The sequence below is a fragment of the Corallococcus sp. EGB genome (assembly GCF_019968905.1).
In the GTDB taxonomy this organism is placed as follows: domain Bacteria; phylum Myxococcota; class Myxococcia; order Myxococcales; family Myxococcaceae; genus Corallococcus.
The window spans coordinates 2,026,941-2,047,190 of record NZ_CP079946.1; the positions used below are offsets into that span (position 1 = coordinate 2,026,941).

The 20,250-nt window shown below is 69.3% G+C and carries 18 protein-coding genes and 3 pseudogenes; 12 read left to right on the plus strand and 9 right to left on the minus strand.

What is annotated here, in order from left to right; all coding sequences use genetic code 11:
- Positions 1-216: 216 nt before the first annotated feature.
- Positions 217-990, plus strand: a pseudogene (locus KYK13_RS08400) (WD40 repeat domain-containing protein); the annotation flags it as partial.
- Between the two features lie 289 nt (positions 991-1,279).
- Positions 1,280-1,477, plus strand: a pseudogene (locus KYK13_RS08405) (WD40 repeat domain-containing protein); the annotation flags it as partial.
- Positions 1,478-1,701: 224 nt separating this feature from the next.
- On the opposite strand, the gene KYK13_RS08410 reads toward KYK13_RS08405, so the two are convergent.
- Both KYK13_RS08410 and KYK13_RS08415 read right to left on the minus strand, forming a co-directional pair.
- Positions 1,702-2,817 (minus strand): hypothetical protein, encoded by a 1,116-nt coding sequence (locus KYK13_RS08410; protein ID WP_223643468.1) that lies wholly within the window; start codon positions 2,815-2,817, stop codon positions 1,702-1,704.
- A 4-nt stretch (positions 2,818-2,821) separates the two neighbouring features.
- Positions 2,822-3,328 (minus strand): hypothetical protein, encoded by a 507-nt coding sequence (locus tag KYK13_RS08415; RefSeq protein ID WP_223643470.1) that lies wholly within the window; start codon positions 3,326-3,328, stop codon positions 2,822-2,824.
- Between the two features lie 159 nt (positions 3,329-3,487).
- Here KYK13_RS08415 and KYK13_RS08420 point away from each other — a divergent pair, with 159 nt between their 5' ends.
- From KYK13_RS08420 to KYK13_RS08445, 6 genes are all read left to right on the plus strand, one after another.
- On the plus strand, positions 3,488-3,955 hold the full coding sequence (locus KYK13_RS08420) for a hypothetical protein (protein WP_223643472.1): 468 nt from the start codon (positions 3,488-3,490) through the stop codon (positions 3,953-3,955).
- A 2-nt stretch (positions 3,956-3,957) separates the two neighbouring features.
- Positions 3,958-4,506, plus strand: coding sequence for a hypothetical protein (locus KYK13_RS08425; RefSeq protein WP_223643474.1), 549 nt, complete (start codon positions 3,958-3,960; stop codon positions 4,504-4,506).
- Positions 4,503-5,444: an HTTM domain-containing protein gene (locus tag KYK13_RS08430; RefSeq protein WP_223643476.1), complete on the plus strand. Its 942-nt coding sequence runs from the start codon at positions 4,503-4,505 to the stop codon at positions 5,442-5,444. Before KYK13_RS08425 ends, KYK13_RS08430 begins: the two co-directional genes overlap by 4 nt.
- 60 nt (positions 5,445-5,504) lie before the next feature.
- On the plus strand, positions 5,505-6,377 hold the full coding sequence (locus KYK13_RS08435; RefSeq protein ID WP_223643478.1) for an NAD-dependent epimerase/dehydratase family protein: 873 nt from the start codon (positions 5,505-5,507) through the stop codon (positions 6,375-6,377).
- Between the two features lie 234 nt (positions 6,378-6,611).
- Complete coding sequence (locus KYK13_RS08440) at positions 6,612-7,376, plus strand: hypothetical protein (protein WP_223643480.1); 765 nt, start codon at positions 6,612-6,614, stop codon at positions 7,374-7,376.
- A gap of 18 nt (positions 7,377-7,394) precedes the next feature.
- Positions 7,395-7,892 (plus strand): hypothetical protein, encoded by a 498-nt coding sequence (locus KYK13_RS08445; protein ID WP_223643482.1) that lies wholly within the window; start codon positions 7,395-7,397, stop codon positions 7,890-7,892.
- Between the two features lie 6 nt (positions 7,893-7,898).
- Here KYK13_RS08445 and KYK13_RS08450 read toward each other — a convergent pair whose 3' ends face one another.
- Positions 7,899-8,414, minus strand: coding sequence for a hypothetical protein (locus KYK13_RS08450; RefSeq protein WP_223643484.1), 516 nt, complete (start codon positions 8,412-8,414; stop codon positions 7,899-7,901).
- A gap of 141 nt (positions 8,415-8,555) precedes the next feature.
- Between KYK13_RS08450 and KYK13_RS08455 the strand changes: the two genes are divergently transcribed.
- Positions 8,556-9,005, plus strand: a complete 450-nt coding sequence (locus KYK13_RS08455; RefSeq protein WP_223643486.1) for a GyrI-like domain-containing protein — start codon at positions 8,556-8,558, stop codon at positions 9,003-9,005.
- On the opposite strand, the gene KYK13_RS08460 is transcribed toward KYK13_RS08455, so the two are convergent.
- Positions 8,939-9,901: a lytic transglycosylase domain-containing protein gene (locus KYK13_RS08460; RefSeq protein WP_223643488.1), complete on the minus strand. Its 963-nt coding sequence runs from the start codon at positions 9,899-9,901 to the stop codon at positions 8,939-8,941. The genes KYK13_RS08455 and KYK13_RS08460 overlap by 67 nt on opposite strands.
- 244 nt (positions 9,902-10,145) lie before the next feature.
- Here KYK13_RS08460 and KYK13_RS08465 point away from each other — a divergent pair, with 244 nt between their 5' ends.
- Positions 10,146-11,102 carry an alpha/beta fold hydrolase gene (locus KYK13_RS08465; RefSeq protein WP_223646562.1) on the plus strand — a complete coding sequence of 319 codons (957 nt, stop codon included), beginning with the start codon at positions 10,146-10,148 and terminating at the stop codon, positions 11,100-11,102.
- 106 nt (positions 11,103-11,208) lie between these two features.
- Here the strand turns inward: KYK13_RS08465 and KYK13_RS39225 are convergent.
- A pseudogene (locus KYK13_RS39225) lies at positions 11,209-11,772 on the minus strand (NAD(P)H-binding protein); the annotation flags it as partial.
- A 103-nt stretch (positions 11,773-11,875) separates the two neighbouring features.
- On the opposite strand from KYK13_RS39225, the gene KYK13_RS08475 reads away from it, so the two are divergent.
- The gene (locus KYK13_RS08475; protein ID WP_223643490.1) at positions 11,876-12,778 is read left to right on the plus strand and encodes a PHB depolymerase family esterase; all 903 of its coding nucleotides are present in this window, start codon (positions 11,876-11,878) and stop codon (positions 12,776-12,778) included.
- A gap of 585 nt (positions 12,779-13,363) precedes the next feature.
- Here the strand turns inward: KYK13_RS08475 and KYK13_RS08480 are convergent.
- The 3 genes from KYK13_RS08480 to KYK13_RS08490 form a co-directional block, all read right to left on the minus strand.
- Complete coding sequence (locus tag KYK13_RS08480) at positions 13,364-16,459, minus strand: DUF3427 domain-containing protein (protein WP_223643492.1); 3,096 nt, start codon at positions 16,457-16,459, stop codon at positions 13,364-13,366.
- 18 nt (positions 16,460-16,477) lie between these two features.
- Complete coding sequence (locus tag KYK13_RS08485) at positions 16,478-17,806, minus strand: reverse transcriptase family protein (RefSeq protein WP_223643494.1); 1,329 nt, start codon at positions 17,804-17,806, stop codon at positions 16,478-16,480.
- Positions 17,807-18,066: 260 nt separating this feature from the next.
- Positions 18,067-18,804: an SDR family oxidoreductase gene (locus tag KYK13_RS08490; protein ID WP_223643497.1), complete on the minus strand. Its 738-nt coding sequence runs from the start codon at positions 18,802-18,804 to the stop codon at positions 18,067-18,069.
- A 152-nt stretch (positions 18,805-18,956) separates the two neighbouring features.
- Here KYK13_RS08490 and KYK13_RS08495 point away from each other — a divergent pair, with 152 nt between their 5' ends.
- Complete coding sequence (locus tag KYK13_RS08495) at positions 18,957-19,799, plus strand: AraC family transcriptional regulator (protein ID WP_223643499.1); 843 nt, start codon at positions 18,957-18,959, stop codon at positions 19,797-19,799.
- A 30-nt stretch (positions 19,800-19,829) separates the two neighbouring features.
- On the opposite strand, the gene KYK13_RS08500 is transcribed toward KYK13_RS08495, so the two are convergent.
- Complete coding sequence (locus KYK13_RS08500; RefSeq protein WP_370645321.1) at positions 19,830-20,249, minus strand: VOC family protein; 420 nt, start codon at positions 20,247-20,249, stop codon at positions 19,830-19,832.
- Position 20,250 lies beyond the last annotated feature (1 nt).

Consider the following 20,250-nt stretch of genomic DNA (forward strand, 5'->3'; position numbering starts at 1 on the left):
TGACGGCGCGCCGGACGCCGCCACCGGGCGGGAGCTGCGCGCCCGCATCCATGAGGCCCGGGGCGGAGCCGCTACCGGGGCCCGGCAGTGGGGCGTGGCGGCGGCGTCGTTCGCGCTCGCCAGGGCGTCGCGGGACTCGCTCGCGGCGCAGTGGGGCCAGGGCCAGGCGGTGGCGCACGCCTCCACGCTTCGCTGGTCGCAGCACATCCCGGGTCGGTGCTGGCCCTGGCGTTCACGCCGGACGGCCGGGTGCTGGCGTCCGGGCACTACGACTCCGTCGTCCGGCTCTGGGACGTGGAGCGCGGCGAGCTGATGGCGGAGCTGAAGGGCCACACGGCCGAGGTCCACGCCGTCGCCTTCTCCCCGGACGGCCGCTGGCTGGCTTCCGCGGGGAGGCCTGGAGAGCTCCGCATCTGGGATTGGCGCCAGGGCCAGCCGTACGCGGTGCTTCCGGGCCACGCCGACGTCGTGCTCGGGCTGGCCTTCTCTCCCGACGGCGGGCGGCTGGCCTCCGGAGGCCTGGACAAGGCGGTCCGGGTCTGGGACGTGCGCTCCGGCGCCGAGCTGCTCCGCTTCGAGCATGATGACAACGTCATCGCGGTGACCTTCTCCCCGGACGGCGGGCGGCTCCTGTCCACGAGCGCGGACCGCGGCGCGCGGGTCTGGGACCTGGCGTCGCGCAGGGAGGTCCATCGACTCGTGGGCCCCGGGGAGAAGGTGGAGGCGGGCGCGTTCTCCTCGGATGGACAGCGCATCATGACGGCGGCGGGCGACCGGGCCGTGCGCTTCTGGGACGCCCGGTCCGGACAACTCACGGACGTGTTCCGCAATGACGGCAGCGTCTCCGTGGCCGCCATCGACGGCGGGTTCCAGCTCCTGGTCCAGGGCGGATGGGATGGGCGCGTGCAGCTCATCGACGGACGCGGGGGCGCGCTGCTGGAGCGGTTGGATGCGCATCACGCCTTCGTGATGAGCGTGGCCTTGTCGCCGGACGGGCGCACGTTCGCTTCGGGGGGAATGGACGGCGTCCTGAACGTGTGGCGCCGCCCGGAGGTCCCCGCGGAGCGGGGCCTGAGCGCGCAGGGGGCCTGGGTGGAGGCGCTCGCGTTCTCACAGGAGCGCGAGCTGCTGGCGGGGGGAGAGGACGGCTGGCGGCGCTGGCGCATCACGGACGGGGGCTCAGCGCCGGGGGGAGCGGAGGCCGCGGTGTCCCTGGCGGTGAGCCCCGACCGCGAGCGCATCGCGGTGGGCACGCTGAAGGGGAAGGCGCTCGTGCTGGATGCGCGCTCGGGGGCGGGTGCTGCTGGAGCTGCCCGGAGCGACGGGCTCCGTGCGCGCGGTGGCGTTCAGCCCGGATGGGGCGCTCGTCGCGGTGGCGGGCGACCCGGACATCCAGCTCTGGTCGGTGTCCGACGGCAGGCCCGTGGGGCTGCTCCAGGGGCACACCGGCAAGGTCTGGACCCTGGCCTTTGACAGCACGGGGCGCAGGCTCGCGTCGGGCGGCACGGACAAGACGGTGCGCACGTGGGACGTGGCGCGGCGTCAGCCCCTGCCGCGGCTCGACATGGGCGAGCCCGTGCGCGCCGTGGCGTTCACCCCGTCCGCGCCCCTCCCGGGCGGGCGCGGGCATCGAGGACCTCCTGCGACGCTACGGGCTCGTCTGGGACGAGGCCCGCCTCCGCGTCCTGCCCCGCTGAGCGGTCACACCATCCGCAGGAAACGGTTGAGGTCGCGGAACAACCAGAGGGGACTGCCGTACCACACGGCCATCTCCAGCGCCCCCGCCCAGACGACGAGCCCCAGGCGCACCACCGTGGGCCAGCGCGGCGCGCGCAGCACGCCCACCGTCAGGGGCACCAGCAGCAGCGCGGAGGCATGCCACCAGTGGCGCGTGTCGATGACCGCGAGCACGACGCCCAGCCCCACCGACGCGACCACGAGCCCATCCGAGCCGCGCCAGGACAGCGCCAGCATCGCCGCGCTCAAGCCCATCACCAGGGCCACCGTGCCGGGCTCTCCCAGGATGGAAGGCGTCGCCGCGTCCGTCTGCGCGGCCAGCGGCGCCATCCACAGGAACGTGCGCACGCAGAGGGCCCCCGCCGCCGCGACCCCGAGCAGCGTGCCCCACGGCCACTGACGCACCGGACGCCCGTGCACCGCGCGCCACAGCGCCACCACGCCCACCGCGATGAGGACGAGCGCCCGGTAGTGCAACAGCGCCGCGACCGCCAGCCACCGCAGCGCGACCACCGGCCGGTCCTGCGCGAGCGCCGCCAGCGCCAGCACCCCGCAGACGAGCCACGCGCCGTCGTACTGGCCATTGAGCGCCAGCCGCATCAACACCAGCCAGCAGAGAACGCCCACCGCCCAGCGGCCTCCCGCCGGTTGTCCGTCCAGAAGCCGCAGCACCGCGTAGAGCGCCACGTGCGCGAAGGCGAGCAGGTACAACAGACACACCTGCCCGAAGGCCTGGGGCGATAGGGGCACCCACTCGCCCACGAGCGCCAGGGGCAGGAAGAGCACCAGCGCGCCGGGCGGATACACGTAGGGCACGTCCAGCCAGTGGTTGGTGGCCTGACGGTACGGGATGCCCTCGCGAAGCTCGCCCAGGGGCGCGGTGTAGAGCGCCTGGAGCCCGTGATGCAGCCCCACCCAGACCACGTAGGGGTGGCGCACATGGTCCGTGTAGCCCTCCTTCAGCGTCCCCAGCGACGTCACCGCGGACAGGGGGACGGCGGAGAGCACGAGGAGCGACAGCAGGGTGAGCAGCCCCCACCGCGCGGCGGGACTTCGGACGATGTGGCCGGGGCCTTCCATGCGCTCAGGCGCCGGAGGCCGGCTCGACGCCGCCGGACGCCACGCGCGAGCGCAGGTCCTGCTTGAGGCCCAGCGAGAAGAGCACCAGCGTGAGCAGGTACACGGGCTCGATGAAGAAGAGCATCGGGCCGCCCAGGGACAGGCCGTGGGTCTTCTTCTCGAAGGCGACGTGCGCGCCCACCACCATCGCGAAGCGGAACACCATGACGCCCACCGCGATGCCCGCGGCCGTCCCCGTGGGCAGCCGGGCCACGGCCTCCGCGGCGAGCAGCGTGGGCACCAGCGGCAGGGCCATGAGCAGGCCGGCGGTCCACTCCAGCGTCATGGCGTACACGGCCACCGCGGCCACCAGCAGGTGCGCGGCGGTGACGGGCGTGCCGGGCACGTGCACCCAGCTCAGCGGTACCAGCAGGGCGAACGTGAAGAGGTAGGCCCCCATGAAGTGCGCGGCGCGGCTGACACCGTTCTCATGCAGGGGCATCCAGACGCGCATCTTGTCGGCGAAGCTCATGGCGCCGCACCGTAGGCCATCCGCGCCCCGGATGCCTCCCCCTCCGCTTGAAGGGGGAGGGCGGTCACCGCGCACCCCGGGCCCGAGAATAAAGATTCACCGGGGCGTACCTGAGGGGCAGCCGCATTCCTGCCGCTGCATTCACCCCGAAGGCCCCCCATGAAACAATTCCTGTCTCGAAACATCGTGCGCCGCGCGTTCCGTCACGCCGGCTTCAAGGTGGCCGCCGTCGCCACGGTGGGCGTGGCGCTCACCAGCGCCATCAGCTTCGCGTCCGTGTCCACGCGCACGCTGACCCACGACTTCACGCAGGCGGACGTGGACGCCATCGTCGCGCAGATCCGCCAGGTGTCCCCGGACACGTTCTACATCCGGCTGCCCACCTTCTCGTCCCGGGGCGGCATCAACGGGTCTCGACTCTACGGCACGCTGCCCATCGCCTACGTGCGGCGCATGGCCAGCGCCCAGAGCGTCGTCCTCGATGAGGAGGCGAACATCATGGGCCTGGTGATGGATCCGAACACCGCGGCGGGTCAGGCCTCGGGCGCGAAGTCGGAGCGCGTGGCCTTCGCCATCGATGCCGTCCTCGCGGACATCACCCCCGGCTCCTACCAGTTCCTCAAGTAGCCATGAACCCCGTCCCATCGCGGCCCGAGGGTGATGAACGCCAGGCGGCCCTCTGGGCGTGCATCGCGGTGCTGCATCTGGCCGCGGTGGGCGCCTTCCTGTGGACCGGCCTGGCCCGAGCGAACTCGGAGGACGCGTTCGACCGCGCCGTCCGCACCTACCAGAGCCTGTCCGGCGTCATCAGCGACTACCGCTTCTTCGCGCCCGCGGTGGCCAGTGACACGCGCACCGGCTTCTTCCTGGCGCTGGGTGACGGACGCACCGTGTTCGAACCCCTGGCTTCGGACAACCTGGAGGTGGGGCTGCGCTACCAGTGCATCGTCGCCTCCGGCCTGCGCGCCAACCGGAAGACGCAGGACGTGCTGGCGCAGTCGTGGGCGGCGGTGATGCTGGGCATCCACCCGGATGCCTCGCGGGTCACCATCGTCACCCAGTCCTACCAGCTTCCCTCCATGGAGGCGTGGGCCGCGGGGAAGCGGCCGGAGTGGGCCATCCACTACACCGGGACCTTTGGCCGCCGCGAAGGCACCGCAGCCGAGGCCTCGCCATGAACAGGGTCCTGCCCCACCTGAGGCGCTTCTGGCTGGAGCCCGCCGCGCCGGAAGGGCTGGCCTTCCTGCGCATCGCCGTCGCGCTCATCTCCCTCGTCCAGCTCTCCATCCTGTGGCCGCACCTGCTGGAGCTGTATGGCAACTTCGGCCTCGTCCAGTGGGTCATCACCGATATCGGCGCGGGCGACTGGGCGCCCAGCCTGGGGTGGCTGGGGCGGATGCTGGCGCCGCTGGGAATCGACACGCGGGTCACGCTGTACGCCGTGTTCTCCCTCTACACGGTGGGCCTGGTGGGCCTGCTCGTGGGCTACCGCACGCGCGTGTTCGCGCTGCTCGCCTGGTTCACGCACGGCCTGACGTCCGCGAACGCGTACCTGTCGCTGTATGGCGTGGATACCATCCTCCACGTCCTCTGCTTCTACCTGGTGTTCGCGCCGTCCGCGGGGCGCTGGTCGCTGGATGCGCGGGCCGGCCGGGTCTTCACCGGCCCGTCGTCCACCGCCCGCGTGGCGCTGCGCACGCTGCAACTGCACCTGTGCTTCATCTACCTGGACACGGGACTCGCCAAGGCCCAGGGGCTCCAGTGGTGGAACGGCGAGGCCCTCTGGCGCGCGCTGATGCAGCCGCAGTTCCAGGCCTTCGACTTCGCCTGGCTCGCGTCGTACCCGCTGCTGGCGAAGCTCGCCTGCTGGGGCACGCTGCTCATCGAGGTGGGCTACGCGGGGATGGTCTGGGTCCCCCGGCTGCGGCGGCACTGGCTGGTGGCCACGCTGCTGCTGCACGCGGGAATCGCCGTCTGCCTGCGGCTGTGGCTGTTCTCCCTGACGATGATGGCCTTCAACCTGGCCGCCTTCGCCTGGGCGTGGCGGTCCTCGGAGGCCCCCGTCCGGGAAGGGCCTCCGGAGCCGGCCCCGGACACCGCGCTCCAGGGAGTGTGAAACCCGGAAGGGCGCCGCGCATCAGGGGGGCGCAACCTGAACCGGAAGAAGGGGTGGACCATGAGAATCCTTGTGACGGGCGCGACGGGCTACATCGGTACGGCGGTGGTGGACGCGCTCAAGCGCGCGGGCCATCAGGTGGTGGGGCTGGCGCGGTCGGAAGAGGCGCGGAGCAAGCTGGCCACCAGGGGCGTCCAGGTGGCCCGGGGCGACCTGAAGGACCCGGCGGGGCTGGCGGCCATGGTGAAGGACGTGGACGCGGTCCTCTGGACCGCGACGTCCAACGACAAGAACGTGGACGCGCCGGCGGTGGCGGCGGTGGCGGACGCGCTCCAGGGCACCCACAAGACATTCCTCTACACGAGCGGCGTCTGGGTGCATGGTGACACGCAGGGCGTCGCCAACGAGGACGCGCCGCTCAATTCGACGCCCATCGTCGCCTGGCGCCCCGGGGTGGAGCAGCGCGTGCTGAACACGCCGGGCGTGCGCGCCATCGTCATCCGCCCGGGCGTCGTCTACGGGCAGGGCACCGGCATCCCCGCCATGCTCACCGGGTCCGTGAAGGATGGGGGCGCCGTGCGCTACGTGGGCACGGGGGAGAACCACTGGGCGGTGGTGTTCGTGGACGACCTGGCGGACCTCTACGTGCGCGCCCTGGAGAAGGCGCCCGCGGGGACCGTCCTCCTCGCCACGCAGGGCCCGGGCGTGAAGGTGAAGGACGCCGCCCAGGCCGCGAGCGAGGGCGCGGGTGTGGCCGGCAAGACGGTGGCGTGGCCCCTGGAGGAGGCCCGCAAGCAGTTCGGTCCGTTCGCGGACGCGCTGGCGTTGGATCAGCGCTTCACGTCCCAGAAGGCGGAGACGCTGCTGGGCTGGGCGCCCAAGGGCCCCAGCCTCATCGACGAGCTGCGCACCGGCTCCTACGCGCGCCGCTGAAGCACGGGGCTTTCCGTCCCCGCACCGGCGTTGCCGGGCCGGTGCGCGGCGGAGACAGGTGTCTGCGATTGTGTCCGGACGACTGTGCCCGTCGCGAAACACCCGGACTGTGTTGCTTTGGGATAGGAGTGATTCCAGGCAAAGTCAGACAGTGCTGTCTCAGTCCATGAGCATGTTTTTTCCCAGCCCGCGAGAACGCCCGCCCGAGGAGCGAAATACGTCGCGGAGACAGGAGTGATTACCTATAGACAAGCCGTCCAGGCCCGTCTGGAGGCTTCACTGAAGCACGAGCACCACAAGATCCTTCCAACGCACTCGGTGTATTGGCTCCTGGCGGGCCTGGGCTTGCTCTACGTGGAGGCGGCGGCGCTGCTGGATCCGCTGGGCGTGCCCCTGCTGCCGCACCAGATGATCCAGGACGTGCTCCGGAGCGGGTTCGGCTTCTCCCTGCTCCTCCTGGGCATCCCCTGCTGCATCTGGGTCCTGGGCTGGAGGGCCCGAGACCTCTTCGCGTGGCTGCTGGCGCCGCACACGGTGACGGTGGACTCCGACGGCCTGCGCGCGGACTCACTGCGGATCCGCTGGCGGGACGTGCGGGAGATCATCGAACAGCACGCGCATGACCGCGTCATCCTCCGCCACACGGGAGGGACGCTGCGCCTGCGGCTGGACCTGTGGAGCGACGCGGACGCGCTGCACGCGGCCGTGCTGGAGCAGGTCGTGTCGCGCCTGCTAGAGCGGGTGAACCACCAGGTCGCCTCGGGGAAGCCGGTGCGCTTCGGGCCCCTGGTGCTGGGCGATGCGGGGCTGATCCACCGGGGCAGGCTCTGGCGCTGGGACGACATCGAGAGCATCCGCCTCCAGGACGAGGTGGACCAGGGCTACGCGTCCCGCGAGCTGGTCATCGTCGCGCAGGGGCGGGCCCGGAAGTTCGACGAAGCGAAGGTCATCAACGCGCCAGTCCTGCTGGCCTATCTGTCAGACCGGCTGGCCGGCTGACCCCACGGACATCCCGACATGGAAATCTACCGCTCCCCCCAGTCCAAGAAGCAGGCGGAGAAGCCGCGCGCCATCTACTACTCGCGGGGCAAGCTCATCGCGGGCGTGGTCATCTGGATCCTGGCCACGGGCCTCTTCGGCGTGCTCACCGTGCGGTCGCTCCCGGTGAGCAACATCTGGATCGCCGTCGCGCTCATCACCCTGGCCTCGGCCTGGATGCTCTTCAACTGCATCCGGGGGCTGGGGAAGCTGGACACGCCCGTGCTGCTCATCGGCCGGGACGGCATCCGGTTCCCGGATGGCGTGCTCATCGGCTGGGGGGATATGGAGGAGAACGTCTACTACTCCCAGTCGTACATGGGCCTGCCCATCCTCAAGATGGTGCAGATCAAGACCACGCTCGAGAAGCCCCGCGTGAAGAAGATGCGGGTCTCCGCGCTCGCCATGGACAGCGACGAGTACCTGTCGATCTGCGACAGCTACAGCCAGGGCGTCGTGCCTCCGGCCACGCGCTGACACCGCCTACGGGGTGGGCGTCATGCCGACGACACGCGTCTTCCCATCGGGGTCCACCTCCAGCTTGAGGCGGGGCGTTCCCTGGGCGTCGTGGAGCACGATGCCCGCCACGCCATCCACCACGCCCAGGGTGATGCGCTCCTTCCAGTCATGCCGGAAGGTGATGGTGGGCTTTCCCTGATCGAGCGCCATGCACATGGCCTCGTAACCCTCCTCGCTGTCGAAGCAGAGCCCGCGGAAGCCAATGTCGTCGAGCATCCCGAGCCCTCCAATCTCCTGCCCGGAGGGACTGAGGAACTGGATGCCGTAGGCGGTGGTGGCGCGCTTCAGGCCCTGGGGGTCGGGGATCGGCGCGCCGATGCGCACGCGCGCCTGCCCGTGCTCGTCGACGATGTTCAGCTCCCGGACGGTGAGGGATTGCGCGGGGTGGTTGTCGCTGGCGGTGCCGGAGCACGCGCCGAGCAGCAGGCACCCGGACGACAGCCCGGCCAACACGAACAATGGGATGTGGGTAGGGGGCATGGCGGGGCATCTTGCACCAGTCATCCGCCCTGTTGCTCCAGTCCTCCACCATCCCTGGGACATGAACGCGTCATGGCGAGCGCCTGAAAATCGCAAAGGCGCGTCAAGCCGCCGCGGCGGAGCGCGCGTCGGTCTCGTCGCGTGAAGGCATCGACCCAATCGTTCTACGCGGCGGCGGTGCGGAGGGCCGTCGACCGCATCGTCCACCAACTCGATGAGGCGCTGCGCATCTCGGAGGCGTTCCAGCAGCCGGGCGAACTCGCCGGAGCGGTGGGCCTGTTGCGGCAGCGGGAGGTCACGATGCTCGCCGTGTACCACGATGTGCCGGAGACCACGCCGCAGGACCCGCTGCGCTCGGAGGCCGCCGTCGTCGTCCCCGACGATGCCATCCTGCCGGAGGGGCTCAACGAGCGGCGGCTTCCGGCGGGGGCAGGTTCCACCAGGGGTGCTGCGCACGGAGCCGTACGTGCCGCTGGCGTGAACGCCGGAGCCCTGGGGGCGGTGCTCCGGCGCTCCGTGGGGGCCTACGCGGGCAGCGAGCCCTGGCCGGTGGCCAGCGTGTTCATGAAGGACTTCACCTTCTGCACGTAGGTGGCGTCGCCGGTGCCCGCGGGGATGGCGTCCGGGTTGTTGCGGTCCACGCCGTTGGGGCCGGAGTTGTAGGCACGCAGGGCCAGCTCATCGCTGCCGAACTGCGCCTTCATGTCCTTCATGTAGTAGGCGCCCGCCAGGATGTTGGTCTCCGGGTCGGAGAGGTTCTTGCCCTGGAGCTCCGGGTGCTTCGCCTGGAGCTCCTGGAAGGTGTTGGGATTGACCTGCATCAGGCCGGTGTCCGTCAGGCCGTTGCCGCCGTTGGTGGTGACGGCATCCAGGTTGCCGCGCGACTCCTGCCAGATCTGCGCGGCCAGCATCTCCGCCGGCATGCCCGTCTTGGCGGAGGCGGACTCGATGGCGCCGCGGAACTTCTCCAGGCCCGGGGGCAGGTTGCCGCCCAGCTTCGTGCCGCCGCCCTGCGACGGGGACACCTGCTGCGGGGCCGAGGGGCCCACGACGCCCGTGTTGCCGTTGGGCGCCACGGGCTGCGAGCCCGTCGGGGCCGGGGCGCCGCCGTCGAGCGACACGGGCGGACGGCCCGAGGACGTCTGCGGCGTGAAGCTGCTGTCGGAGAAGGGCTGTGAACCCGCGCCGCACGGCCCACCCTGCGCGCCCTGGGGCCCCTGCGCGCCGCCCGCCGCCTGCGCCATCAACTGCACGACGGAGGACAGCACCGTCAGCGTGTCCTGGAGCAGCTTGCCCAGCTGCGCGCCCTTGCCGCCGCCGACGTCGAAGCCGTCCTGGAACGCCGCGAGCCCCGGCGAGCCCGGCCTCTGGCTGGAGGAGAACCCGTCCACGCCGCCCTGGCGGCCCACGGGACGGGAGGTGGCGGCGTCCTGCACCGGCAGGCGGGACACGGAGGCGGAGGGGCTGCGGAGGGGCGAGATGGCCATGGCGGGAGACCTCGAAGGGGATGGGGTTTCGGGTGAGGCGATGCAGGACCCCATAGCAGCGGGCATGCCAGCCCCCACGGGCCGCCAGGGCGCGTGCAACCCCTGGATTTCACGAGGACCGCGCGGGGGCCCGGGGCCCCGTGCCTGGTGACGGCTGTCACCGGCCCGATGCCCACCGTCATCAGCCGAACCCGCTGTCACCCGAGGCATGGCGGCGGAGGCGCGCGTCGTGCAGAACACGCCCATGGCCGACATCACCCATCGCATGGTTCGGACGAATGGCATCCACCTGCACCTGGCGGAGGCCGGACAGGGGCCGCTGGTGCTGCTCCTCCATGGCTGGCCGGAGTCCGCGTACTCGTGGCGGCACCAGCTCGTGGCGCTCGCGGACGCGGGCTACCACGCGGTCGCGCCCGACGTTCGCGGCTATGGCCAGAGCGACGCGCCGGAGCCCATCGAGGCGTACAGCATGAAGCAGCTGCTCGCGGACTTCGTGGGCCTGCTGGACGCGCTGGGGGAGGAGACCGCCGTGGTCGTGGGCCACGACTGGGGCGCGGCGATGGCGTGGACCTGCGCCGCGCTGCACCCGGACCGCTTCCGGGCCGTCGTGGGCATGAGCGTGCCGCACCTGGGCCGCGCGCCCCTGCCGCCCACGCAGCTGTTCCGGAGCATGTTCAAGGACACGTGGGTCTACATCCTCTACTTCCAGGAGCCGGGCGTCGCCGAGGCGGAGCTCGAAGCGGACATTCCGAGGTCGGTCCGCACCATCCTGGCCGGCACCCCCGGCTTCGATTCGCAGGCGCTGGTCTCGAAGACGCGCCGCAAGGGGGATGGCCTCCTCACCGGCCTCGATGCGCCGGACGCGCTGCCCGCGTGGCTGACGGAGGCGGATGTCGCGCACTACGCGAAGGAGCTGGAGCACAGCGGCTTCCGGGGCGGGCTCAATCGCTATCGCAACATGGACCGGGACTGGGAGGAGTTGCCCGAGCTGGCGACCGCCCTCATCCGGCAGCCGGCGCTGTTCATCGTCGGGGAGAAGGACCCGGGCCGCGCCTTCTCGCCGGTGGACCCCATGAAGGCGCTGGTGCCCGGCCTCCGGGACATGGTCGTCCTCCCGGGCGCGGGCCATTGGATCCAGCAGGAGCGCCCCGCGGAGGTGAACGCCGCCCTGCTGTCCTTCCTGAAGTCCCTGCCCACGTGAGGCGGTGACGGAGGGCTGTCCCCTTCAGGACCTGGGACGGGCCTCCAGCAATCCCAGACGCTGAAGGCTCCCGGGCGAGGAAGTCCCAGGCCGCGCGCTCCGCCAGCGTCTTGGACTTTGGGGAGGCGCCCACGCCGGGGCGCTGCGGGTCCGTCCAATCCGCCTCGGGGAACAGCGTCTTCCCGGGCGGATGGCCATAGCCGATGGCCGCGAACGAGGAGGTCAGCACCACGCGCTTGACGCCCGCGTCTCGCGAGGCGCGCAGCACTCGGAGCGCTCCTTCACGCGCGGGGATGAGCAGCTCGTCCTCGTGCCGGGGGGCACCGGAGGGGAAGGGGGAGGCCACGTGCAGCACGTAGTCGCAGCCTCCGCCCAGCCCGCGTCCCGCAGCGGCGAAGGAAAGGCGGGAGCCCGGTTCCACGCCGCCTTCCTTCAACACGGTGAGGACCTCGCCCTCGCGCGTCAGGTCCCGCACGGTGGTGCGCACCTGATGGCCCGCAGCCAGGAGCTGCACGATGCAATGTCCGCCGATGAAGCCGGATCCGCCAAGAGCCCTGAAGTGCACCTTCACGGCGCCTGGCCCGAAGCGTGGGTGGACGTGGCGCGGTGTACCTCCATGGAGTCCCTGCGCATTGCCACTCGACCGGAATCCTGCGGCGCTGCTGAGCATTCACGGTGAAATGTGATTGTTCGAGCAATTGATGCTTTTCGTTGTTTGTCTGGAATCGCAGACTGCGGGTGCTTCAATCCATGACCTGGAGGGCACGATGCGGATGCAATGGATTGCGCTGGTTGTCGCGTTGGGGGCCGTCGCCTGCGGAGGCGGTTTCGAGCAGGAGGACGCGGAGGCGTTGGGGACGCAACGCGCGGGACTCACCATCACCACAGAGGACCAGGTCGTGGCCCGGCTGCCCGCGAGCACGGGAGCGGGCTATGCCTATGGGGAGTACCTGCCTCCGGGCTACCTGACGTCCACCGCGTCCTATCCGGTCATCATCCACCTGAACGGGAATGGTGAGTTCGGCACGTCCCCCACGGAGGCGGACCTGCTGAACGTGGTGACGCGTCACGGGGCGTTGAAGAACATCCATTTCACGAGCCAGGGCAAGGCGTACTTCGGGCAGCACCAGGTGATGGTCTTCACGCCTCGTGCGCCGACGAACTGGCAGCCCGCGGAGCTGGACGCGTTCATCAGCTTCCTCGTGGCGAACTACCGCGTGGACACGACGCGCATCTACCTGACGGGCATCAGCTTCGGCGGCTATGGGAGCTGGCAGTACGCGTACGCGTATGGGAGCCGGCTGGCCGCGCTGGCGCCCATGGCCACCAACATCGGTGGGCCGGGGCCCACCATCACCCAGTTGAAGAACGTTCCGGTGTGGGCGGTGCATTCGTTCGCGGACGGCGGCTCCCTGTCGGCGGAGACCTCCTGGCTGATGGGCGTGACGAAGAACTACGGGCAGTTCCAGCTGGTCCAGGTGCCGGCTCCCGCCCAGACGGTGACGTATCTGTTCCCGGGCGCCAGCAGCCCCACGTGGACGTCACAGCCCGGGGTGGTGGCCACGGGCGACGCCCTCTTGCGCCTCACCGTGCTGCCCGGCAGTGTGCATGACTGCTGGACCCAGCAGTACGACAACTACGCGTTCTGGGATTGGCTCCTCGCCCAGCACCGGTAGCGCTCCGGCGCGCCCGCGGCACGGTCATGCCGCGGGCGTTGGCGTAGCGGACACCGGCCACGAGGATGCGGGGTTGAACCCAATGCCCGAGGATGCGCTTTCCATCCGGTGACAGCGACACGCGAAAGTCATCCTGACCCCCTGGAGGCAAGAATCGCAGGGGCTGCTTCTCCAGGGGGCCTGGGACGATGAAGCCCGTGATGGACGCGCGCCATCCAGCCGGGTCGCAGACGAGGGGGAGCACACCTCGGACCTCGGGACCGTAGGTGCGGTCTCTGCCCCAGGTGCCGACCAGGACCTTCGCTGGATCCACACTCCGGACCGGGGCGCCTGCGTCTGGCATTGCCTCCTGCTGCGCCAGGGCCACGTCTCGCGAGAGCGCGGCCGTCCCAGGATGGAAGGGGCGAGGCGCATGCGGCGGGCTCTCGGAGTCGGGTCCGGAAAGCGTTTGCCCTACGGGGGAGGCGCAACCGATAACAGGCGCTTTGCAATTGCGTGGAGCCGACAATCCGAGCTGACGGACATCGCCTACAACCGCCAAGGAGTTGGTGGGTCGCCGGCCCCAGGACTTCAACCTAAGGGTGCTTATGCGACCGCCGCCGCGAAGGACGCAAAAAGGTCGCCTGGGAGCGCGTGCTCAAGCTTCCAGGTGACCGCCATGGGCAACTCGCCCTCGTGCTTCACGTAGGTTGCAGGGCCCAAAAAGTAGAACGCGCGGTCGTCGCTGCGCTGCCTCGCGAAGAGCATGATGCTGGTGCCCTGCTGGACGTGGCATTGGTAGCGCTGTCCCGTCTCGCTGTCGGCGCGCGTGACCGATTGACTCTCCCAGTGGATGAGGTCCCGGCTGATGGCGTAGTCGCGGTAGCGTGTCGTCGGCGAGAAGTGCCCGCTCGTCTTGTCGAGTGTGAACGCGAGCAGGTCCGTCTTGGACTCTTTGGCCCAGTAGACGCCCGTTTGCCAAGGAGCCACTTTGGCCCCATCACCAATGCCGAACGCTGCAAGAATCTCGATGCGCGTGTAGCGAGCATGGATGGTCAGCGGCACGTCCCGATGACTCACCAAAGGCGAAGGTAGGTGGGAAATGCGACTGCTGAGCGTGTGGAGGAGTGCGAGGACCTCTCGGCGAATCTGGGGGTGGCCCCAGAGGATTGCGCATCCTTCATCCAGCGTGGATGACTTGCTCACCGCTTTATCGACGAGCGATGCAACCAGCATCCGAAGCAGGCGTCGGTCCACAGAGGAGAGCGCCTTCTCATGGGGGGCTGCATCCGAGTCAAGCAGTCGCCGGTAGGTATCAATCCGCCCACCGTCATCAATGTGGAGGAGCCGACCACAGGCTCGGCGCAAGGAAGCCTCATGAGGGCCTGCGGGAAGCACAGGGAGCCCCGCGTCCTGACACAGGTCCGACCAGCTCTTGTCCGCAGCGTAAATGTCTTCGAGCTCAAGCCCGGACTCCGCGAGGAAGCCACTGAGCGACATGTTCTTGGCAGTCTTGGCGTAGCCGCGCAGTTCCTCCACCTTCTCGCTCCAGCGTGAAGGGACCGCGTTGCGGATACTTGCCAGCACGATCTCACTCGCGACGCGGTCAAACTCCATGTGACAGCCCGCTGGGAGAAACGGGAAGCCCTGCTCGACTTGCCTGGCCACCTCGGCGCGGGTTCCACCAAGCAGCGCCCGGAGGCGATGATCGAACCGGAACTCGGCATGGTGGTGGCCGACAAAGTCGAGGACGGTGCACACCGACTTGGACGGATGCCGGCGAAGTCCGCGACCCAACTGCTGAAGAAAGAGCGTGGGACTGTCCGTGGGCCGCAGCATCAAGAGGGTATCGACGGCCGGCACGTCCACACCCTCGTTGAAAAGGTCGACGGAGAACACGACATTCACGCGCCGCTGCGCCAGGTCCCGAAGCGCCTGGCGCCGTTCATCGTCAGGTGTATCGGACCAGATAGCGATGGCACGAATGCCAGCATCGCTGAAGGTCCGCGCCATGAAACGGGCGTGCTCGACGCTGACACAGAACCCCAGCGCCCTCATCTGAGAGAGGTCTTCCGACCGGCGTGCGACCTCCTTCAATACGAGCCGTACCCACGCGTCGTTGCGCGTAAACAGATTTGAGAGGCTCTCGACGTCGTAACCCCGTCCGCGGCGCCATGGAACCTCGCGCAGATCTATGCCGTCGTGAACGGCGTAGTAGGCGAAGGGAACGAGCCGGTGCTGATCGATGGCATCCCAGAGCCTCAACTCTGCAGCAATTCGGCCCTCAAACCAGTCGAGCACAGGCATGCCGTCGCTTCGCTCAGGGGTAGCGGTCAGCCCCAGCAGTTCTACTGGACGGAGATGCTCCAGGAGACTCTGGTAGGTGGGGGCGGCGGCGTGGTGGAATTCGTCGACGATGACAACGTCGAAGTGGGCTGCATCCAGATGCTTGAGCCCTGTCGCAGTCAGGCTCTGGACTGATGCGAAGACATGCTCAAAGTGCGTGGGACGCTCACCGCCCACCCACAGTTCGCCAAAGGAATGCTCGCGGAGCGCATGGCGAAACGTAGAACGGGTCTGCATGAGAATCTCCTCGCGGTGGGCGACAAAAAGGAGACGTGCGCGAGGAAGGGTCTCGCGCAGCCGCGCGTAGTCAAGCGCCGCCATGACCGTCTTTCCTGTGCCCGTCGCGGAGACGAGCAGGTTTCGATGATGGCCACGCTGCCGTGACAAGGCGATCTGCTCGAGCAGTCGCTCCTGAAAGGGCTCAGGACGGAGCTCAATGGGACTCAACTCGAGTGGTGAGTTTCGGTCGCCAGCGCTCGCCGTACGGGCCAGAAACTGCTCGCGGTCGTATGGGGCAAAGTCGCCGCTGTTCCAGTAACTTTCAAAGACTGCAGCGACCTTGTCGACAACGCTTGGATTGCGTGCGCGCGAAGCACGAACATTCCATTCGAGACCGCTGACTTGCGCGGAATGGGTCAAGTTGGATGACCCGATGTAGGCTGTTGAGAACCCTGACCGACGGTGGAAGAGCCATGCCTTCGCATGGAGTCGGGTGCTGCTCTGGTCATAGGACACCCGGATGTCCGCCCCCAGTTCCCGGAGCGCATCGAGTGCCCGTGCCTCTGTCGAGCCTGTGTAGGTCGTCGTCAGCACGCGGAGTCGCCGGCCCGCATGACAATGTGTACGCAGGGCCTCCAGCATGGGGGCAATTCCACTGCGCCGGATGAACGCCATGACGACGTCAATTTGATCGGCTGAGTGGATCTCCGCGAGTACTTGATTGCCTACGCGCGGTTCGCCGGGGGCATTCGTTAGCAGGGTCGTGTCGAGCAGCGGGATGAGTGGCTCGGAAAGCGTCTCAGTGCGCCCATCGGGGAGCTTCCCGAGAATGCTGCGAAGTATACTGGCAGGTTCCACCGGACGCTCACGCGTGAGGGCGCTCGCGTCTGTAGCGCATACAACGAGCTCGACGAGCTTGCGCGCGACGGCCGTGCCGATAACTACGCGATCTTTTCGGTCAATCGAAGCGATGGCGCGCTCAACCACCTGAGCTACATGGAGGCCAATACGGTCCGCTGCCTCTGCTTCATGCAGCGCGGAGCGGTGGGCCTCCAGCCGAGGGGCCAAAGCGTTGAGCTGACCTTCTAGTGCTTCGGTGATCAGGAGCTCGTAAAGACCGCGTTCGTTCTGCGACATCCCTTGATTCTAGCGCCCTCAGTCCCAGACAATCTGCTCGAAGATCGCGCGCAGTCTGGCTCCGCGGGCTGGGTGCAGATGCGTCACCCAGGCAATCCTTCCGAGCAGGTGCGCACGAAAGTCGGGATGGCCGCCGGTGTTCTGACTGTTCGGCCCTCGCGTGCGGCTCAGGTGCAGGAGGGCCTTCAGCCGGTCGTAGTCCGCGCGGCGAAGGCTGGGGTGCTGATTCACCACCACTCCCGCGAGCCATTGCTGGTGGCCCTGGTGCATCACCCGCGTCTTGTCCTCTCGCACCGTGAAGCCCTCGTCGCGCACGATGCTGCGCACGCACCGCAGCAGCCGGTGTGCGCTGCCTGCCCTCGCGTCGCTTCCTGAGAACGCCAGGTCATCCGCGTAGCGTGTGTAATGCATGCCCAGGGCCGCCGCGAGCGCCGACAGCCGGACGTCGAGCTTGTATGCTGCGAGATTCGCGAGCGCTGGCGAGGTCGGTGCCCCTTGAGGCAGGTGCCGCGACTCCAGCCTCCGTGCCAGTAGCCAGCGCGCATCCACCTTCCGGGCGTCGTCTGCCCTTCGGGCCTTCGCGACCACCGCTCCAGGCGTCCGGTTCGTGCAGAGCCCCGCCAACGCCCCCGCCACTCCGTCTGGATACCCGGCGGCGCGGAACACCCCCCAGACCCTCGGAGGCCGCACGGAGAGGAAGAAGTCCTCCAGGTCCAACCGCATGACGACTGCTTGTCCCGTGTGCGGTTCGACGAAGCCGCGGATGCCACGGCCCTTCACGAAGCCGTATGCCGCTTCGTGCGGAGGAATTCGGTCCAGGATGCCGTGAAGCACCTGTCGCTGAAGCCTCGCGAGCTCCTCGCCGGGCTGCTCCAGGAGCCGCTCTCCGCCGCTGCGTTTGGGAATCCAGGTGTAGCGATAGCGCCGCCAGCGTCCCGGCGAGGACGTGTGCTCCCGGCCCATCCCATCCGCGAGCCAGTCCAACTGGGCGCTCGTCACCTTCAGCCAGTCCGCGAGGTCCGCCTGGGTGGACAGGGCCGGAATGGGCCACGGTTGGCGTCCCATCTCCGGCTCGGAGGTGAGCCAGCGCACGACCCGCACTGGCGCTTCGGGATTCGCGCAGGCCTGCTTCAACGCGGCCCGCGTCGCGAGCACCTCCGCGAGCAGCTCCAGCCTTCCGTGCGGTGGCCGGGGAAAGAACCGCAGCACGCTCCTTGCGAGCGACCGGAGCCAGGAGAACCGGCCGCCCACGACCTCAGACCCCTTCGCGACCAGGCCGGAGACTGTCCACGGCGCCGCGAGGAAGGCGGACGCGAGCGCCCGGGCCACCACGGTCCGCCCGCTCATCCGGCACGCATCCGCCATGCGGCGGCCCGGTCCCACCTGTCCCGTCTGGCGTGGCCAGGGTCGCGGCTTGCCGCGGGGTCGGCCACGCGTGGGGAAGTGCTCCGTGTATGGATTCCCCGGGGGTACCCCGGAGAGGCAGGGGACCGTGTCTCCACGGACCTGCTACCTGCTGGGTTTCCAGACCGCCGCATGACGGCGGGAACCGTACAAGACGCCGCGGCTCCGGTCGAGCCAGCGGTCCTTCACGGTGCTCCGCCCGCTCAGTCCTGCGCCGTGGGACGGACAATCACCTCGCCCACGTCCACGTCGGCGGGCTGCTCGATGGCGAAGGCCATGGCCCGGGCAATCGCGTCCGGCGATATCGCGAGCTTGTCCCGGACCTCCTCGAACCGGGCCCGGAGCTCCGGGTTCTTCACGTGCTCGAGGAAGTTCGTCCGGGTCATCCCCGGAGAGATGACCGTCACCCGCAGCCTGGCGCCTGCCTCCTGGCGCAGCCCCTCGGAGATGGCGCGCACGGCGAACTTCGTCCCGGCGTAGACCGCCTGACCCGGCACGATCCGGTGCGCCGAGGTCGATGCGGTGTTGATGACGTGCCCGAAGCCCTGCTCGCGAAAAACAGGCAGCGCCGCGGCGATGCCGTACAGCACCCCCTTGATGTTGGTGTCGATCAGCTCCTCCCAGTCGTCGACGCGCAGGTCGTCCAGCGGAGAGGTCGCCAGGCTGCCTGCGTTGTTGATGAGCACGTCCAGCCTGCCAAACCGCTCACGGGCCCGTCGGACGAGCCCGGCGACGTCCTCGCGCCGCCTCACGTCGGTTCGTACGGAGAGGGCCTGCCCTCCTGTCTTCGTGATGCGCTCCACCACCGGCTCCAACCGCTCCAGCCGACGCGCACCGAGCACGACCTTCGCCCCGCGCCCGGCGAGCAGCAGCGCCGCCGCTTCGCCAATGCCGCTGCTGGCCCCGGTGATGGCAATGACCTTGTCCTGGATGCCTGACATGACGCCCTCCTGCCCGGCCAGGTGAGGGGAGGGCCGGGCCTGCAATGCAAGACGTACCCATGCCGGGGCACCCTGGGCTTGGACGTTGTTGACATGTCGTGGATGTCAACTTCGCCCAAGCCACGGGGAAGGCTCATCCCTAGAATCCATCCGTGCCCGCGCTCCCTCACGCCGTCGTGGATGGCCCCCTGTCCATCCAGACCTTCCTGTTCCAGGAGCTGCCTGGCCTGCGGCTGGTGCGCTACCAGACCGACGGGCGGCTGCTGCGCTCCGTGAAGGAGCGTTTCTCCGTGATGCTGACGCAGCGGGGGCACTCGGAGTGGTGGGGGCGGGGCCGGGTCCATTCCTCCTCGCCCCGGACGGTCGACCTCAAGCAGATGGGGGAGGTGCACCGGGACCTTCGCCGCGACGGGCCCGCCCGGTTCCAGGTCATCGCCTTCGACGAGCCCCTGGTCGCCGAGGCCCGCGAAGCTCTGGGGGCGCCGGCCTCCGCCCGGCTTCGTCAGCTCCAACTCGAAACGTCGCAGCCCGCGGCGGCCGCCTTCGTGCGCCTCCACGCTGTGGTGGAGCCGGGCCTGGCGGGGCGCCCCAACGCCCTCGCGCTCCAGACGGCCCTGACCGAAGCCCTCTCCTCGCTGGTCGGATGCCTGGAGCATTCAGGCGCGTGGGAGCGGCGCTACCGCTGGCCCATCCAGCGCGTGGTGGAGGCCCTGCACGAAGCCATTCCGGCGGGCATCACCCTGGATGCGCTGGCCCATCAAGTGGGCTGGAACCGCTTCCACCTGTGCCGCGCCTTTCGCGAGGAGCTGGGCATGCCTCCCCACGCATACCTCACCCATCTGCGCGTCTCGCGGGCGCAGCGGCTGCTGACACAGGGACTGGCGCCCGCCGAGGTCGCCCTCCAGGTCGGGCTCTGTGATCAGAGTCAGCTCAACCGGCACTTCAAGCGCATCGTCGGCGTCACCCCGGGGCAGTTCGCGCGCGCCGTGCAGTGAGGCCGCCCGTCACGGCGCGCATCGCGGTCTCTAGCGGGAGCCTTCCCGGAAGACCGCTTCGATGTTGTTGCCGTCCGGATCCAACACGAAGGCGGCGTAGTACCCGGACGGATAGCCGGAGGCTTCCGCGCGCAGCCCGGGCCGCCCGTTGTCGGTTCCACCCGCCGCCACCGCGGCCGCGTGGAAGGCGTCGACCTGGGCGCGGCTCGTGGCGGCGAAGGCCGTGTGTTGCTTCACACCGTGGGGATGGAAGCGGTCGATCCAGAAGACGGGGTACTCGCGGCCGTAGCCAATGCCATCCGCCCCGGTGTCCGCGGGAAGCTGCATGGCCCGGCGGAGGCCGAGCGCCCCCAGGGCCGCGTCGTAGAATGCGGCCGAGCGAGCGACGTCCGCGACGCCAATGCCTGTGTGGTCGAGCATGGGGGCAATGTATGGCCGTCCCCACCCCATG

Coding starts and splice junctions, on each gene's coding strand:
- KYK13_RS08410 (WP_223643468.1), bottom strand. CDS start 2,817: ATGGAAGGCCCCGGCCACATCGTCCGAAGTCCCGCCGCGCGGTGGGGG.
- KYK13_RS08415 (WP_223643470.1), bottom strand. CDS start 3,328: ATGAGCTTCGCCGACAAGATGCGCGTCTGGATGCCCCTGCATGAGAAC.
- KYK13_RS08420 (WP_223643472.1), top strand. CDS start 3,488: ATGAAACAATTCCTGTCTCGAAACATCGTGCGCCGCGCGTTCCGTCAC.
- KYK13_RS08425 (WP_223643474.1), top strand. CDS start 3,958: ATGAACCCCGTCCCATCGCGGCCCGAGGGTGATGAACGCCAGGCGGCC.
- KYK13_RS08430 (WP_223643476.1), top strand. CDS start 4,503: ATGAACAGGGTCCTGCCCCACCTGAGGCGCTTCTGGCTGGAGCCCGCC.
- KYK13_RS08435 (WP_223643478.1), top strand. CDS start 5,505: ATGAGAATCCTTGTGACGGGCGCGACGGGCTACATCGGTACGGCGGTG.
- KYK13_RS08445 (WP_223643482.1), top strand. CDS start 7,395: ATGGAAATCTACCGCTCCCCCCAGTCCAAGAAGCAGGCGGAGAAGCCG.
- KYK13_RS08450 (WP_223643484.1), bottom strand. CDS start 8,414: ATGCCCCCTACCCACATCCCATTGTTCGTGTTGGCCGGGCTGTCGTCC.
- KYK13_RS08460 (WP_223643488.1), bottom strand. CDS start 9,901: ATGGCCATCTCGCCCCTCCGCAGCCCCTCCGCCTCCGTGTCCCGCCTG.
- KYK13_RS08465 (WP_223646562.1), top strand. CDS start 10,146: ATGGCCGACATCACCCATCGCATGGTTCGGACGAATGGCATCCACCTG.
- KYK13_RS08475 (WP_223643490.1), top strand. CDS start 11,876: ATGCAATGGATTGCGCTGGTTGTCGCGTTGGGGGCCGTCGCCTGCGGA.
- KYK13_RS08480 (WP_223643492.1), bottom strand. CDS start 16,459: ATGTCGCAGAACGAACGCGGTCTTTACGAGCTCCTGATCACCGAAGCA.
- KYK13_RS08485 (WP_223643494.1), bottom strand. CDS start 17,806: ATGAGCGGGCGGACCGTGGTGGCCCGGGCGCTCGCGTCCGCCTTCCTC.
- KYK13_RS08490 (WP_223643497.1), bottom strand. CDS start 18,804: ATGTCAGGCATCCAGGACAAGGTCATTGCCATCACCGGGGCCAGCAGC.
- KYK13_RS08500 (WP_370645321.1), bottom strand. CDS start 20,249: ATGGGGTGGGGACGGCCATACATTGCCCCCATGCTCGACCACACAGGC.